Origin of the sequence: Synechococcus sp. CB0205, from assembly GCF_000179255.1 — a bacterium.
GTDB lineage: Bacteria > Cyanobacteriota > Cyanobacteriia > PCC-6307 > Cyanobiaceae > Vulcanococcus.
Genome location: NZ_ADXM01000067.1, coordinates 1 through 14604, shown reverse-complemented (window position 1 = coordinate 14604; position 14604 = coordinate 1). Strand labels below are relative to the sequence as shown.

At 65.2% G+C, this 14604-nt stretch carries 14 protein-coding genes and 1 tRNA gene; 8 read left to right on the top strand and 7 right to left on the bottom strand.

Annotated features, from left to right (window positions below):
• Positions 1–162: 162 nt before the first annotated feature.
• Positions 163–633, top strand: coding sequence for an SRPBCC family protein (locus tag CB0205_RS0112930; RefSeq protein WP_010317886.1), 471 nt, complete (start codon positions 163–165; stop codon positions 631–633).
• A 52-nt stretch (positions 634–685) separates the two neighbouring features.
• Here the strand turns inward: CB0205_RS0112930 and CB0205_RS0112925 are convergent.
• A tRNA-Glu gene (locus CB0205_RS0112925) sits at positions 686–758 on the bottom strand.
• Positions 759–881: 123 nt separating this feature from the next.
• Positions 882–2024, bottom strand: coding sequence for a histidine kinase (locus CB0205_RS0112920; RefSeq protein WP_050778500.1), 1143 nt, complete (start codon positions 2022–2024; stop codon positions 882–884).
• A 358-nt stretch (positions 2025–2382) separates the two neighbouring features.
• Between CB0205_RS0112920 and CB0205_RS0112915 the strand changes: the two genes are divergently transcribed.
• The 4 genes from CB0205_RS0112915 (at position 2383) to pepN (ending at position 6432) form a co-directional block, all read left to right on the top strand.
• A complete protein-coding gene (locus CB0205_RS0112915) occupies positions 2383–2793 on the top strand; it encodes a hypothetical protein (protein ID WP_363159473.1) in 411 nt (136 codons plus the stop codon).
• A 51-nt stretch (positions 2794–2844) separates the two neighbouring features.
• Positions 2845–3258 carry a hypothetical protein gene (locus CB0205_RS0112910; RefSeq protein ID WP_010317883.1) on the top strand — a complete coding sequence of 138 codons (414 nt, stop codon included), beginning with the start codon at positions 2845–2847 and terminating at the stop codon, positions 3256–3258.
• A 90-nt stretch (positions 3259–3348) separates the two neighbouring features.
• Positions 3349–3723, top strand: a complete 375-nt coding sequence (locus tag CB0205_RS16195) for a hypothetical protein (RefSeq protein ID WP_156797990.1) — start codon at positions 3349–3351, stop codon at positions 3721–3723.
• A gap of 12 nt (positions 3724–3735) precedes the next feature.
• A complete protein-coding gene (gene pepN, locus CB0205_RS0112900; protein ID WP_010317882.1) occupies positions 3736–6432 on the top strand; it encodes an aminopeptidase N in 2697 nt (898 codons plus the stop codon).
• Here pepN and CB0205_RS14920 read toward each other — a convergent pair.
• On the bottom strand, positions 6429–7562 hold the full coding sequence (locus CB0205_RS14920; protein ID WP_010317881.1) for a family 10 glycosylhydrolase: 1134 nt from the start codon (positions 7560–7562) through the stop codon (positions 6429–6431). The two genes, pepN and CB0205_RS14920, sit on opposite strands and share 4 nt — an antisense overlap.
• The gene (locus CB0205_RS0112890) at positions 7559–8554 is read right to left on the bottom strand and encodes a ribose-phosphate pyrophosphokinase (protein WP_010317880.1); all 996 of its coding nucleotides are present in this window, start codon (positions 8552–8554) and stop codon (positions 7559–7561) included. The genes CB0205_RS14920 and CB0205_RS0112890 overlap by 4 nt, the downstream gene beginning before the upstream one ends.
• An 80-nt stretch (positions 8555–8634) precedes the next feature.
• Between CB0205_RS0112890 and CB0205_RS14915 the strand changes: the two genes are divergently transcribed.
• A complete protein-coding gene (locus tag CB0205_RS14915) occupies positions 8635–9180 on the top strand; it encodes a hypothetical protein (protein WP_050778499.1) in 546 nt (181 codons plus the stop codon).
• Here CB0205_RS14915 and CB0205_RS14910 read toward each other — a convergent pair.
• A complete protein-coding gene (locus CB0205_RS14910) occupies positions 9119–10057 on the bottom strand; it encodes an LCP family protein (protein WP_010317878.1) in 939 nt (312 codons plus the stop codon). The genes CB0205_RS14915 and CB0205_RS14910 overlap by 62 nt on opposite strands.
• 105 nt (positions 10058–10162) lie before the next feature.
• Between CB0205_RS14910 and CB0205_RS0112875 the strand changes: the two genes are divergently transcribed.
• Positions 10163–11380, top strand: coding sequence for a Coenzyme F420 hydrogenase/dehydrogenase, beta subunit C-terminal domain (locus CB0205_RS0112875; protein ID WP_010317877.1), 1218 nt, complete (start codon positions 10163–10165; stop codon positions 11378–11380).
• Positions 11377–12855 carry a 4-alpha-glucanotransferase gene (malQ, locus tag CB0205_RS0112870; RefSeq protein WP_010317876.1) on the top strand — a complete coding sequence of 493 codons (1479 nt, stop codon included), beginning with the start codon at positions 11377–11379 and terminating at the stop codon, positions 12853–12855. Before CB0205_RS0112875 ends, malQ begins: the two co-directional genes overlap by 4 nt.
• Here the strand turns inward: malQ and CB0205_RS0112865 are convergent.
• A complete protein-coding gene (locus CB0205_RS0112865) occupies positions 12837–13736 on the bottom strand; it encodes a RodZ family helix-turn-helix domain-containing protein (protein ID WP_010317875.1) in 900 nt (299 codons plus the stop codon). The two genes, malQ and CB0205_RS0112865, sit on opposite strands and share 19 nt — an antisense overlap.
• Before the next feature lie 17 nt (positions 13737–13753).
• The gene (locus CB0205_RS0112860) at positions 13754–14461 is read right to left on the bottom strand and encodes a pseudouridine synthase (protein ID WP_010317874.1); all 708 of its coding nucleotides are present in this window, start codon (positions 14459–14461) and stop codon (positions 13754–13756) included.
• Between the last annotated feature and the right edge of the window lie 143 nt (positions 14462–14604).

The following is a 14604-nucleotide window of genomic DNA, read 5'->3' as shown; positions in this document are numbered from 1 at the left end:
TCCGGAGCGGGCTAGGTTGACGCTTCTTGAGCTTGAGCCCCCCCGGCGCATTCCTTGACACATTTGTCGGTGCCACCGGATTCGACCTCTGCGCTGAGTGAACCGCTGAATGCAGCGTCCTTAGGCCAGGGTGCCTGCTCGCTTGACACCATCCAGCAGGAGATGGAGCGCTTGCCAGGCGGCACCCGCCGGCTTGCAGTCCAGCTTCGCCTGGCCATTGATCCGACCTGGATCTGGGCGGTCCTGACGGATTACGACCAGCTGAGCCGCTTCATCCCCAATCTCCAGACCTCACGCTTGCTCTGGCGGCGTGGTTCCGTCGTTGGCCTGGAGCAGGAGGGGGCCCAGCGCTTTATGGGGATGCAGTTCAAGGCCCGGGTGCAGCTCGAGCTCACGGAGCATCCCGAGGCTCGGCAGCTGACCTTCACGATGTTGAAGGGGGATTTTCGCCGCTTTGATGGGGTTTGGACCATTGGTTTCGACGGCGAGACCACAACCCTGCTCTACGAATTAACGGTTCAGGGCTGCGTCGGTATGCCGATCGGGCTGATTGAACAGCGCCTGCAGGAAGATCTGGCCGCCAACTTGCGTGCTGTGCAGGCCGAGGCTCAGCGCCGAGAAGCGCTGGCCTGATCCGCTGAGCGGTTGACACAAAAAAAGCGGCCGAGGCCGCTTGTCTTTGAGATACCCCCAAGGGGATTCGAACCCCTGTCGCCTCCGTGAAAGGGAGGTGTCCTAGGCCTCTAGACGATGGGGGCTAGGACTCGGATGACAAAGGAATTCAGATTCCCTTGCAGCGCTTGGCGTTTGACCGCTGCGTCCGATGGATAGAAATTACGGGTCGGAGGGTCCCTTCGTCAATCAAGGTCATGACCTGCAACTCAACTGGCCCCTTGGCCGTCCCAGACGGGCACCGTGAAGTTGAAGCAGGCACCCTCATCCGGCTCGGAAACCACCCAGATCCGCCCCCCGTGCACTTCCGTGATGCGCCGGCAGACCGAGAGGCCGACCCCAAAGCCTGAGGTGGTGGATGAGGTCTGGGGGAGGCGTACCCGATCCTGAAAAATCCGCTCCTGCTCATCGACAGGAATCCCCGGGCCGGAATCGCAGACGCTGACCTCGATCCACTGGCTGGTGCGGTGAAAGATGGACATGCGCACCTGCCCGGCGTCGGGCGTGTACTTGAAGGCGTTCTCCAGCAGGTTGAGGAACACCTGTCGCATGCGTCGCTGGTCCGCATAGACATCGGGAAGGTCGCTTGGGATATCGGTGATCAGCTCGAGGCCTCGGCCCACCCAGCGCTTCTCCAGCTCAAGAATGGCCTCCGCGGCGAGGGGGCCCAGGGCGATGCGCTGGGGGTTGAACAGGGCTTCCCAGCGGGTGGTTCCCACCTCCAGCAGATCTTTCGACAACTGCTCGATGTCATCGAGGCGCCTATCGAGCACATCGCGGAAGCGGGTTTGATCGATTTGCCCGAGGTTCAGGCTTTGCAGCGCCAGCTTTGAAGCCGTGAGGGGGGTTCTCAATTCGTGGGCGACCATCCGCAGCAGACGCTCCTGGCCGCGTAGGCGTTCGATCAGCGTCTCGTTTTCTTGGCGCAGCACCAGGACCTGATCTTCCAGTTGCAGTTCCCGCTGCGTTCGGCTGCCATCGCTCTCTGCGGGCCGGAGGCTCATGCCCAGTCCGCTCACCACCTCCAGCTGCTGCCAGCGCGGCAACCAGTTGCGCAGCTGTTGCAGCAGCATGTTGCCCGCAAAGACCTGCTTGGGAGCGGGCTCGAGCTTGATCAGTGCTGGGGTGGCCACCAGCCGGTGGAGCTCCAACAGTTCCGGACGTTGCGCAGGGTCCGCCAGCTCCAGGCCGACTTCGAAGCCAAAGTCTTCCCGTTCCAAAAACGCCACCAGGCTTCGCACATCGGCGCTGGCCCGGTGGTGGGTGCCGGCTACCAGCAACAACTTCAGACGGCGGCGTTGCGGGGAGTCATCGTCATCGGGTTCTGCCCAGCCATCAACGCTGCCTTGGATGGGCGCCTCAAGGCCTTCCGTGCCATCGCTGCGGATCAAATCGTTGCCAGCGGGGATCGGATCCCCAACAGGGTGCACCGGAGGATGAAACCTGGAGAAATTGTTGTTTCACCCTATGGGGGTTTTTCAAGACCTGCAGGCCTCGCTATGACGACTGTGATGAGTCGTTGTTCGCTTAGTCCCAGTGGTCCATCATCGGGAGCTATCGACGCGAGTCCATCCGGTCTCGTGGGCGCCTTCTGCTCCAGGAAGGCGCCCTATCCAATTCGATAACACCCTGCGGCGTTGGTTCAACCGAAACCTGGGGCTATGGCGCTCGCGCCGCCAATATTTTTTCCCGGACGATGAAGTCCTGCGGGTGGACATGTTCCTCAGGGTTCAGACCTTTGAGGATCAGGTCGAATCTGAACCCCGTTATCGCTTCACCTGGTGGCCAGAGAAGGAATACGACTTTTTTGAGCTCAAGCCCCGTTATGTCCGGGAGGGCACGATGGATGCGACCCTTTGCGGCCATCAGCTGCGCCGCAGCCGGGGTTATCTCTGCGGCTCACCGACCAAAAGTCAGATCCGCCAGGCGGATGAGCATGAGGTGGTCTTTGAGTCTCACTACCAGGAGTGGGACATCCTTGAGCACATCCGTCTGGTGAACCAAGACCAGTTCCGGGCGCGTTCGATTTATTCCTGGCGTGACGGCAACTTGGAGCTTGTGGAAACCCACCACGAAATTCGGGTTGAGGAGGCTGGTCCTCCGCTGCGCAGCGACGACTAGTACCCCTCGGTGCGGCGTGCATCAGGATTAGAGCCAATTGCTGCTGTTCGCGTGCGCCTGTCTCGGATTCACCTGGGCCTCGTCCTCCTGCCCGTGGTGCTCTGGATCGCACCACTGCCGGTCCAGGCGGCTCCGGCTACAGAGGCAGAGATGAACCTCTACACCCGCATTGCGGCACTCAATGTCTGCATCGCCCGGGCTGCAGATACGGACTTTGATAAGGCCGTGGCGATTGCTGGTGAGACGATCGCCCAGGTGATTCAAGGGGGGCATCAGTCCCAGATCGCTCAGGTGGGCAACAAACCCCTTTCGATTGAAGAGCTGCGCCGCGGTTCGATTAATTCGGCGGTCTTGGGTGCCGTTGAGGTCTGCCCCAACGAGGTCCCAGCCGATGTGAAGGCCAAGGTTGAGGAAGCGGTCAAAGGCCGCACCTCCCAACCCCAGAAGCCGGCCAAGAAGCCCTGAGTCGCATTTAGTCGTCCTTCAGGGGGCGTTCAGTCAGAGATCACCGCAGCGCCGGAGCTTGTCTGAAGAGGTCCCCTTTGGACTGATTCGATGACCTCTCGTTCTCCGTTGACGCTGCTGCTGATCTGCGCAGCAATATCCCCCGTGTTGGTCCTTCTGCCTGCTCCAGCGTTCGCCCATGGCGAGCGCTGGCACAGGCAGCATCACCATCAGGTTTGGAGGCCGGTCCGGAGGCCTCGACAGGAAACAACCTGGCGTGAGCGCCAAACCAGAGCCCTTCCGGTCGCTCAGCCCCCGGCGGTCTCCTGCAACACCGGTCGGCTTTTGGGTGGATTAACCGGTGGGGCGGCGGCCTATGCCCTCTCCCGCCAGGATGGTCGGGCATGGGCGATTCCCCTCGGTGCTCTGCTCGGCTCCCAGATGGGCTGCAGCGTGGCGACGGGGCGGGGTCCCGTTCCTTGGTGATTCTTCCCCCGCATGGCCACCGTTCGCCTCGCTGACTACAGCCCGGCCCCGTTCACGATCGAGCACACCGAGCTGCTGTTCCAGCTCCACGCCGACCATGCCGTCGTCGAGGCGGAGTTCCAGCTGGTTCCCGCAGGAGCTGCAGCGGATGCGGCTCCCTGGGAGTTCTTGGGGGAACAACTCGAGCTGCTCTCGATTGAGCTCGACGGCCAGCCCCTGGCGCCAGAGGCCTATCGCCTGGAGAGCAGCAAGTTGGTGTTGCTCAAGCCACCGACAGAGGCCTGCCTGCTGCGAACGCGGGTCAAGATTCAGCCCCAGACCAACACCAGCCTGGAAGGGCTGTACGTCAGCGGTGGCCTCTTCACTACCCAATGCGAGGCCGAGGGCTTTCGCCGGATCACCTTCCACCCGGATCGCCCGGATCTGCTCAGCCGCTTTCGGGTGCGCATCGAAGCGGACCTGGCCAGCTGCCCGGTGCTGCTCTCGAACGGCAACTGCCTGGAGACCGGTTCACTCCCAGGGGACCCCGGCCGTCACTACGCCGTCTGGGATGACCCCTTCCCCAAGCCCTCCTATTTGTTCGCCCTGGTGGCGGGTGCCCTGGAGGAGGTCCGCGATCAATTCGTGACCTGCAGCGGCCGAACGGTTCAACTGCGGATTCACGTCGAGCCTGGAGATGCGGGCTTCACGGCCCACGCGATGGCGTCCCTGAAGCGCTCGATGGCCTGGGATGAGCGTCGCTATGGCTTGGAATATGACCTCGACGAGTTCAATCTCGTTGCGGTGCGCCACTTCAACATGGGCGCGATGGAGAACAAGAGTCTCAATATCTTCAATTCCAAGTTGGTCCTTGCGGACGCGGAGACCGCCACCGACGGCGAGCTGGAGCGCATCGAAAGCGTCATTGGCCACGAGTACTTCCACAACTGGACGGGGAACCGCATCACCTGCCGGGACTGGTTCCAGCTCTCGCTGAAGGAGGGACTGACGGTCTTCCGCGATGCCAGCTTCACGGCAGACCTGCATTCCCCCGAGGTCAAGCGCATTGAAGACGTGGCGCTGCTGCGCAACACCCAGTTCCGCGAGGACGCCGGTCCGACGGCCCATCCGATCCAGCCGGATCACTACCAGGCCATCGACAACTTCTACACAACGACGATCTACGAGAAGGGCGCGGAGGTCATCCGTGTTCTGCACACCCTGTTGGGGGAGGAGACGTTCATGCGTGGCATGGCTCTCTATGTGAGCCGTCATGACGGCACCGCCGCCACCTGCCAGGACTTTGTGCAGGCCATGGAGGATGCTGCGAAGACGGCTGGCGACCTGCCCCGGTTTGATTTTCAGCAGTTCAGGCGTTGGTATAGCCAGGCCGGAACACCCCAGCTGCAGATCGAGCGCCACTGGGATGGTGATGCCGGCACCCTGCAGCTGACGATTCGCCAGTCCACCCCCTCCACTCCGGGCCAACCCCAGAAGGAATCAGTCGTGATTCCCCTGGTGCTGGGCCTGGTGGGGCAGGGCGGCGATCCGCTGCCACTGCAGTTGCCGGGAGAGCACGCCCAGGACGTGGCCGCCGCGCAACTGCCCGCTGCCTGGGGCAGCGCCAGCCGCCTGTTTGTGATCGATCGCGAAGAGCAGTCGCTGCTGTTTGTCGGGCTGGAGGCCCACTCCCATCCACCGGCGGTGTCACTGCCCCGCGGCTTCTCAGCCCCGGTTCGCATCGCGATGGAGCGCCCCACCAACGAGCTTCTCCACCTGCTGGCCTGCGACAGCGAGTCCTTCTCCCGCTGGGATGCTGGCCAGGTGTTGTTGCGTCAGGCCCTGCTGGAGCGGGCGGCCGGTTCGATCAACGATGAGCTGGAAGAAGGCCTGGTGGCCGCCTTTGAGCGAATCCTGCTGGAGGGAGACCTGGGCGATTCCTACCGCAGTGCCTTGATGGCCTTCCCTGGCCTGCCGGAGCTGGAGGATGCGGCCCTCGCTCAACAGGGGCAGGTGGATCCGCCGGCCTTGTTTGAGGCGGCCTTGGCCCTGCGTGCTCGCTTTGGGGACGATCTCAAGGATCCCCTGGAGGCGGTCTTGGCCTCCTGCCGCAACCAATGGCAAAAGAGCTGGCCGGAGGGTGTGGGCGACCGGGACCTCACCGCCACTGTCTGGAGTTGGCGGGTCGCCGCTGGGGATGCGGCCATCCGCGCCGAGGCCGCCGAGGCGGTGTCGGGGCCGTCGATGACGCTGGCCCGCGCTGGCCTGCGGGCCCTGCAGTCCATTGAGAGTCCGGAGCGCAGCGCGGCACTCCAGGCCTTCCACGACCGCTGGCAGGACAAGCCCGTGATCCTTGATGCCTGGTTTGGCCTGGAGGCCGCCACCCCCTTTGGCGATGGGGTGGCCCGGGTGCAGCAGTTGCTGGAACACCCGCGCTTCGACCCGGCGGCACCGAATTCCCTGCGGGCGGTCCTGGGCGGTTTTGCCGGCAACGTCAGCCAGTTCCACCGGGCCGATGGCCGCGGCTATCGCTTCATGGCCGAGCAGATTGCGGCTGTGGATCAACGCAATCCGATTACCGCCTCGCGGATGGCGAAGGTCTTCAGCCGCTGGCAGAGCTATGGCCCAGAGCGCTCAGAGCGCATGCGCGAAGCGTTGAAGCAGTTGTCCGAGGCGCCGCTGTCCCCGAATAGCCGCGAGGTGGTGGATCAGTGCCTGCAGCCGGCCTAGGGCAGGGACTGGTGGAGCCGCTTCAGCCCTTCGCGCCGTAGCGCTCCGCCTTCGGGGCCGGCGTGGGCTCCCCACAGCCCCTCCCAATAGAAGTAGATGACGCCGTGGCCGCGGGCGATGGCCAATTTCACCCGTTCGCTCAGGTCGGGGAACTCCGTCGTGCGTCCGCCAAAGCCCGCAAGGATGCCGATCTCCACCGGGATGCCCCAACTGCTGGCCTTGGTCAGGGCAGGTTGTTGCAGATCCTTCTCAAACCCCCTGAGGGAATAGGCGTAGTTCTGCACCACCAGCTCATCGATCAGGCCGCCCAGGGCCCAGATCTCCCAGTCCTGGAGCCAATGGTTGTAGGCAAACCGGAAGGGGCCGGGGGAGAGGCTGACGTAGGGGCTCCCCAGGCCGCTGTCTTTCAGGGTGCGGCGCAGCTCCCGCAGCAGCCCCGTGAGTTGACGCCGTCTCCAGTTCATCCAGGCCCGATCGGTGTGCAGCTCGGGCGGTTCTTGCCCGGTCTCCTGGCGGTAGAGCGCTCGGGTGTAGGGGTCGTAGCCCAGCTCGACCGGCCAGGCGAAGTGGTCATCGAGCTGAATGCCATCGACCTTGCAGCGCTGGACGATCTCGCCGATCAGCCCCAGGAACCGTTCCTTGACCCCGGGGTGGGCCGGGTTGAGCAAGACCATCTCCTTGCCATGCATCGAGACCGTGCTGATGCCGGAGCTGTTCTGCAACACCCACTCCGGGTTTTGCCGCACGACCGCGGCATCCGCCGGCTCCATCAGGCCGTACTCAAACCAGGGGATCACCCGCAGGCCGCGCCGGTGGGCGGCTTCGGTGAAGCGGCAAATCGGATCGAGGTTGGGGTTGCTCTGCAGCAGGGCGGGCTCCATGGGCGCCCAGCGACTGCGGTGGAAGGTGGTGCCGCGGCTCCAGACGTTGGGGTAGAGGGTGTTGAAGCCAGCCACGCTGAGCTCTTCGACAGCTTCCTGAATCCGCTGTTTGGAGTAATACAGCGGGCTTGGGCTGTTGGTGAGCCAGACCCCAATCCGCCGGGGCTCTGGTTCTTTCGCCTCAACGGCGATGGAGGCCAACAGACCTGAGAGCACCAGGCTGACGGCAAGGGCCAGCCTGCGCTTCACCGGAACATTGAGCTAACGGAGCTCTCGTCGTGGATGCGCCAGATCGCCTCACCGAGCATGTTGGCCACTGAGAGCACCTGCAGCTGGGGGAAGCGGCGGTCTTCGCTCAGGGGGATGGAGTTGGTGACGATCACCTCCTCGAACAGGCCGGGCTCGGAGAGACGTTCCACCGCCGGTGGAGAGAAGACCGCATGGGTCGCGCAGGCCAGCACCTGGGTCGCTCCGTTCTGACGCAGCAGGCGCGCGCCAGCGCAGATCGTGCCGCCGGTGTCGATCATGTCGTCGATCACGATCGCGGTCTTGCCGGCCACATCACCAATGACCGTCAGGCTTTCAGCCACGTTGTGGCCGGAGCGGCGCTTGTCGATGATCGCCAGGGGTGCGTCATTGAGCTGCTTGGCGAAGGCCCGGGCTCGGGCCACGCCACCGACGTCGGGGGAGACCACCACCACATCGCCCAGGTCGCGGCCGCGCAGATAGTCCACCAGCACCGGGGACCCATAGATGTGGTCGCAGGGAATGTCGAAGTAGCCCTGGATCTGGGCGGAGTGCAGGTCCATCGCCAGCACTCGATCCACACCGGACTTGGCCAGCAGGTTGGCCACCAATTTGGCGGTGATCGACTCGCGGCCCGCGGTTTTCCGGTCAGCCCGGGCGTAGCCGTAGTAAGGGATCACAGCTGTGATCTGGCGGGCGGAGGCCCGTTTGCAGGCATCCACCATCACCAGCAGCTCCATCAGGTGATCGTTCACCGGAGCGCAGGTCGGTTGGATCAGGAAGACGTCGCAGCCTCGGATCGATTCCTGGATCTGGATGTAGAGCTCGCCATCGGCAAAGCGTTTGATGACCCGCGGGCCATCCGGGACCCCGAGGTAGGCACCGATCTCTCGAGCCAGGGCCTGGTTTGAGGTGCCGCTGAACAGCCGCAGGCGCTTGGTGTCATGGCCCATGCTTGCCTGATCGACCCGTTCTGCGGTCAGGAAACTGGTCACGGGGCCGCTGGCTGGACGGTAGAACCCTGATCGTAGAAGCCGCCCGGCACGCGGTCAGCACCCTGGAGCCCGATCCCTTCATGAATCGCTCGAACTCCAGCGCTGCCTCAGGGGTCTGTTTGGTGGCTCCAGGGGGGCGCATGGGCATCTCGGCCTCCGCCTTGGCGGACCTCACGGGATGGCGGCTAATGAATTCCTGGGACAGCGATCAGCGGGATCCTCAAGCGTCCCTGCTGGCCCTCAGCGCAGAAGCGCCAGGCTGGCTCCAGCCCTTGGACATCGATCCCGCGCAGCCCCTGGGCGCAGTGGAGTGCTGGGCGGAACTGCTGGGCGCCTGGCGCCTACCCACCTGCTTGCTCTGCAGTGAGGCGGACCGTGCCGCCGGCCTAGCCCGCAGCCACTGGGCACTGCTCCGCCACTACCGGGTTTCCCTGGTCGGGATGATCCAGTGGGGCGGGGACTGGAGACCGGCGGAGCGCCGCGCCGAAGGCCTGCCCTGGTTGGGGCACCTGCCGTCCTCGCCAGCGGACCCAGAGGCCCTTGCGGAGTTGCGCCTGCGCCTGATTACGGCCAGCGCGGTTGCAGCCGCTGCTCCTCCAGCTCCCGCATCGATGCCTTTGCATTGAGGGCCGGCCGCAGGCTGAGGCTCTGGAACTGCACGGATTGCCCCGGCTGCAGGGCCACCGCCATCAGGCTCAGTACCTCCTGGGGACTGAGGTTTGTGTCCACCTGGGGCCGCAGTTCGGCAATCAGCGAGGGCAGTCGCTTGAGCTGGGCGGCCTGACCCATCTGCCGCAGCAGTGTGGCGATGGCCTGCTCTTGGCGATCGCGCCGGCGCTCTTCCCCATTGATCGGGTCCCGGAAGCGCAGGTACTGCTCCAGCTGGGTGCCATTGAGCTGCTGCAGGCCCCCCTGCAGGGCGATGGTGAGCTTCTGGCTTTGATCCGTGTAGGCCATCGCCCGATCCGGCGCCAGCTCCAGCCGTCCCATCCCATCCACCAGCTCCCGCAGGGCCGTGCGGGGGATGACCACATAACGCTCGGGCGCTCCATCGGCCAGACCCAGCAGTTCCGCGCTGGCGCTGGCCACGAGGGCTGCCCCCCCGCGGCGGTAGAGGCTGCCGAGGGGCACCGGCGTGGCGTCACCGGGTAAGCGAACGGCCCCTTCGATCGGAAGGTTCATCACCTGAACTGGGCCGTTGGGATCGACATGCACCAGCAGCAGGGCATCGCTGTTGGCGGGGCCAGCCGGGGCGGCTCCGTTGGAAATGGCCCCCTGACGGTCGGCATCGGAGCCAATCAGCAGCACGTTCAGGGCCTGGCTCGGTTGTTCGGCGAGGGCCTCGGCGCTGGGAGGACCGTCTTCTTTGGCGGAGTGGTCCTGCAGGGGCCAGACCACGCTCAGGGCACCCAGGCCCGCGACGATCCCCGCGCCGGCGGCCAGGAGGCGAATCGCGGCCCGTTGGCGAGCACTGCGCTGCGGGCGATTCCCAGCGGTGGCCATGGACGGGCGGCGTTCAAAGACGCACCACTTTGACGTAGGTCGCCTGGGGCTGACGCCGTTGTTGCGCTCACGCCAGATAGGTTGTGGCCTCGCCCGGCCAAGTCGTTGTCCCTCGCTGCTTCATCTCCAGGCTCCTCGCTGCCCCATGACAGGGCCCGGCCCCTGGCGAAAGGCAGCACCTATCCAGCCAAGGACCTCTGCAGCCAATGCGGTCTCTGCGACAGCCGCTGGGTGGCCTACGTCAAGGACAGCTGCGCCTTTTTGAACCAGCGCTTTGAGGCGATGGAGACCGCGGCCCATGGCCGCAGCCGCGACCTGGAGAACGAGGACGAGCTCTACTTCGGTGTGCAGCAGCGGATGCTGACCGCCCGTTTGCAGCAGCCCATCGATGGCGCCCAGTGGACCGGAATCGCCAGCCGCATTGGAGTCCTGGCCCTTGAGAGTGGGCTGGTAGACGCCGTGCTTTGCGTGGGGCAAAGCGAGGACGATCGCTTCACTCCGGTGCCACGGCTGGCCCGTACCCCCGAGGAGGTGCTGAGTGCCCGGGTGAACAAGCCGACCCTCTCCCCCAACCTGGAGGTGCTGGAGCAGCTCCCCGGCAGTGGCATTCGCAAACTGCTGGCCATCGGCGTGGGCTGCCAGATCCAGGCCCTGCGGGCGGTGGAATCCACCTTGCCCCTCGATCAGCTCTATGTGCTGGGGCTTCCCTGCACTGACAACGTCTCGCGCGAGGGGCTTCAGACCTTCCTGGAGACCACGGTCAGCTCCCCGGAGACCGTGGTCCACTACGAGTTCATGCAGGACTTCCGGATCCACTTCCGCCACAGCGACGGCCGGGAGGAGACGGTTCCCTTTTTCGGGCTGGATACGCCCAAGCTCAAAAACGTTTTCGCGCCGAGCTGTCTGAGCTGCTTTGACTACACCAACGCCGGCGCGGACCTGGTGGTCGGCTACATGGGGGCGACGTTCGGCCGGCAATGGCTCACCGTGCGCAACCCCCGCGGTCAGCAGTTGCTGGACTTGGTGGAGGCGGAACTGGATGTGGCTCCGGTGACCAGTCGCGGTCAACGCCAGGCGGCCGTGCAGCAGGGCATTGAGGCCTACGACAAGGCGCTGAAGCTGCCGATTTGGCTGGCCAAAATCATTGGCTGCTTCGTCGGGCGCTTTGGCCCCCAGGGCCTGGAGTACGGCCGCTTCTCGATTGATTCGCACTTCACCCGCAATGCCCTCTGGCTGCGGCGCAATCACCCCGAGAAGGTGGAGGCCCATATCCCCGCCTTTGCCCAGCGGATCATCAGCCGCTACAAGCTCCCCAACCCATGAGGCGCGCTGGGGTCCTGCTGCATGTCACGGCGCTGCCGGACACACCGGCCTGCGGGACGTTTGGCGCTGCTGCCCACAATTGGGTCGATGCCCTCGCCAGCCAGGGCATCCAGGCCTGGCAGGTGCTGCCCCTGGCTCCCACCGACGGCCTGGGCTCCCCCTACAGCGCCCCCAGCGCCTTTGCCCTGAACCCCTGGTGTCTGGATGCCGATGCCCTGGTGCAGGCCGGCCTGCTCCCGCAGCAGGATCTGAGCGCCATTCCCACTGGCGGGCAGCCCGGGCGACTGGACTTTGATCTTGCTAAGCGCCGCTCCGCAGCCCTGGCAGAGGCGCTGCTTCAGAACTACCCAAGCTGGGACGAGCCGACCCAGCAGGCCTTTGCGGCCTGGCGCGAGCAGCAGCGCTATTGGCTGGTGGATCACTGCCGCTTTGTCGTGCTGCGGCAGCTCCACGCGGGCCAGCCCTGGTGGTCCTGGCCCGCTGCCCTGGCCAGCCGTAAGCGATCGGCCCTGAAGGCCTTCGATCAGGAGCATGGCCAGTCCCTGCTGCGGGAGGCCCTGCTCCAGTGGCAGCTGCAGCAGCAGTGGCAGGGGGTGCTGGATCACGCCCGCCGCTGCGGGGTGCAGGTGATCGGCGACATTCCCTTCTATGTGGCCCATGACAGCGCCGATGTCTGGAGCCACCCCCGCCTGTTCTCGCTGGATCGCGCCGGACGCCTGCTTCAGCAGAGCGGTGTGCCGCCCGATTACTTCTCTGAGACCGGCCAGCTCTGGGGCACGCCGGTCTACCGCTGGCCCCTGCATCGCCTGAGCCGTTTCCGCTGGTGGCGGCGGCGTCTGCGGCGGCAGCTGCAGGTGGTTGATCTGCTGAGGATTGATCACTTCCGGGCCCTGGAGGCCGCCTGGATCGTTCCCGGTGGCGATGACACCGCGGAGCGGGGCGTTTGGAAGCGCACCCCAGGGGCCAGCCTGCTGCGCCTGTTGCCAGCTCCGCTGCCCTTGATCGCCGAGGACCTGGGGGTGATCACGCCTGAGGTGGAGGCCCTCCGTGATCGCTTTGCCCTGCCAGGGATGAAGATCCTGCAGTTCGCCTTCGACGGCAATCCCGGCAACCCCTATCTCCCCAGCAACATCGAGGGGGAGCGCTGGGTCGTCTACACCGGCACCCATGACAACGCCACCTGTATCGGTTGGTGGCAACAGCTGAGCGCCGAGCAGCGGGCCCAGGTGGAGGCCCTGACCGGCCCGGTTCATGCCCCGGGTTGGCAGTTGTTGGAGTTGGCGCTGGCCACCAGCGCCGGATGGGCCTTGGTGCCGCTGCAGGACCTGCTGCACCTGGGGGATGAGGCCCGCTTCAACACCCCGGGGACGACGGAGGGCAATTGGCAATGGCGCCTGGGCCAGTCGATTGCTTCGCTGGAGGGTCCACTGCAGGGCTACGCCGAGTTGGCGCGGCGCTACGGGCGCGGCGGCTGAGGAGCCGGCACTTGAAATTGCTCGGGCTGTTTGGGCAGGGCCGCCAGGGGCTTGCCGTTCCAGATCACCTCGCCGGTTTTCGGGGCCGGTGAGACGGAGAGGCGCAGGGGCGGCTGCAGCTGCAGCACCAGCTGCCCCTTGCTGCCGCTCAGCTGGCTGCGTTGTCCGCCATCACTGCTGAGGTTGAGGGAACTGGCCTGACTGAGGTTCAGCTCCAGTACCCCGGGACCTTCGGGGGCCGGGAGTGGTTGGCGCAGGGCGCTTTGACTGCTGCCGCGCTGGGCGCGCTCGAGGGGGCGCAGATCGGGATAGGCCACCAGCAGGTTGTCTCCGGCTTGGACCGCCTTGGCCTGCTCGCTGGGTTTGAGGGCAGGGATCGGATTGAGGGTCAGCAGGTTGGCCGCGGCAAGTTGGCGCTGCTGCAGGTTCAGGCCGTAGATCAGCCCCAGGGTGACGGCCCCGTAGAGAACCGTGCCCTGCCAGCTGCTGAAGACATCGATCGAGCCCGGGGTGAAGCGCTGCAGACGATTGGCGTTGGCCGCGGCGTTCTCGCTCTCCGGTGGGAGTGCTGCGGCCAGGCTTCCGCCGGGCAGGTTGAGGTACTCCTCCAGCAGCGGCAGCATCGACTTGAGGTAGGCACCTTCCGGCAGGCGATCGCGCCAACCCCGCTCCAGCGCCTCGAGCACGGGGGTGCTGATCTTGGTCTCCAGGGCCATTTGCCGCAGGTTCAGGCCTCGGGACTCCCGTTCGCTCTTGAGCAGCCGGCCAACCTCCAGCAAGGGGTCTTCCACCTCAGTACTGTCAGGGCTGGCATCGCCGCCGCTGTTACCCCGGCCCATCAAGCGGGCCAGACCTGGGATGGACAGGGCGAACCGAGGCATTCCGGCCGATCAGCTTCTTAATCCCATTCTTGGTCGTTTATTCGTCTCCAGCGACCCTCTGGAAGTGCTCCGAGATGAATCGGGCCGATGGCGATGCGCTGCAGATCGAGGACGTGGTGGCCCAGAAGCTCGGCCGTGCGGCGGATCTGACGGTTTTTCCCTTCGCCCATGACCAGCTCCAGCAGGGTCCGGCCCTGTTCGCTGCTGAGGCTTCTGACCTGCACCGGTTGGGAGGGCAGGCCATCGAGGCTGACGCCGCGGGCCCATTGATCCAGCACCCGTTGGCTGGGTTGTCCCTGCACCCAGACCCGGTAGGTCTTGCTGTGGGCATAGCGCGGATGGGTCAGCTGGAGGGTGAGGGCCCCGTCGTTGCTGAGGAGTAGGGCGCCGCGGCTCTCAAAGTCCAGGCGCCCCACCGGGTGCAGTCCTTGGCCCCGGGCCAGCTCGGGCGGTAGCAGGTCGAGCACGATCGGCCGGCCTTCGGGGTCAAAGCAACTGCTGAGGACCCCGGCGGGTTTGTTCAGCAGCAGCACCATCGGTTCGGCGGAGGCGCCGAGGGGCTGGCCATCGAGGCTGATGGCATCGCTGTTGGGATCGGCCTTGTCCCCCAGCTGGGCCCGCTGGCCATTGACGGTGACGCGGCCGTCCCTGAGCAGCTCCTCAGCGCGGCGCCTGGAGCAGACCCCCGCCTGGGCAATCAGCTTTTGCAGTCGTTCGGCGGCCATCTCAGCGCTGTGCCCAAAAGCATTTTGCTCATCAGAAAAAAGTGATACGGTTCCGCAACAGCTTTACGAAACACCTGGGTTTCGTAATTCGTTTTCACTGATGCCTTCTGTTCCGATCCTTCGTGCTGACCGCGACACCGCGC